The organism is Pedobacter sp. 01N416 (assembly GCF_056399685.1).
Window position 1 is genome coordinate 1 of record NZ_JBFTRT010000917.1, and the last position, 1089, is coordinate 1089.

1 protein-coding gene is annotated in these 1089 nt (G+C 38.2%); it reads left to right on the forward strand.

Annotated elements, in window-relative coordinates:
- The coding region (locus AC1DND_RS28380) for an ABC transporter permease (protein ID WP_477586253.1) at positions 1 to 1089 on the forward strand (1089 nt) is incomplete at both ends.

Here is a 1089-nt window from a genome sequence, read left to right on the forward strand (position 1 = left end):
AGCGTACATTATGCAGAACCTGATTTTTTTGAGATTTTAAGCTTTAAATGGCTTGAAGGAAATCCGCGCCAATCACTAAGTCAGCCCAATACTGTTGTGTTATCAGATGAGATGGCCAATAAACTTTTCGGAGATTGGCACAAAGCAGTTGGGAAGAGCATTAATTTTCAGAACAAAGTAGATCTTAAAGTTACCGGTATTATAGAAAAAACACCCGATAACAGTTCTTTTCCACTTAAAGTAATCATTTCTTATAAAACTTATCTAAACCAGGCAAGGCCAGAGTCGACTAACTGGGGCACAGTTTCTTCTACTTCTGAATGTTATGTATTACTAAAAGAGGGAGCATCTATTGAGGATGCAAGTAAAAGCCTCCCTCAGTTTATTACTAAATACTATCAAAGAGATAATGTTTCGAAAGAAAGCCATCGGTTTCAACAGCTAAGAGATATCCACTATAATGCAGATCTGGGCAATTTTGCGAACAAAGTAATGCCGAAGAAAGAACTTTATGGATTGGCCATAATTGGTGCTTTTTTATTGCTGACTGCATGTATCAACTTTATCAACCTTGCTACTGCACAGGCCGTAAGCAGGGGGAAAGAAGTTGGTGTACGTAAAGTGATGGGTAGTTTGCGCAGGCAATTAATTGTACAGTTTTTAACAGAAACTTTAACGATAACAGTTATTTCACTACTGGTAGGTTGTGTTTTAACAGAAGTAGCCTTGCCGGGCATGCAAAGCCTGTTTAAAGATCATATTTCATTTAGCATTATCGAGCACCCGATCATATTTGTATTTATGGTTGTTTTGGTATTACTGGTAAGCTTTTTAGCTGGCTTTTATCCAGCAATGGTCATGTCTGGCTATAGCCCAGCATTAGCCATTAAAAATAAAATTACCGCGAATGCTGCAGGCTTAAGTTTGAGGAAGATTCTTGTTGTGGTTCAATTTGCAATCACTATTATTTTGATTATAGGCACTTTGGTTGTATTAAGGCAAATGAGTTACATGCGAGAGAAACCCCTTGGTTTTATCCCTACAGCGGTAGCCCTGGTTGATGTGCCTTATGATAGCATGGCAATTACC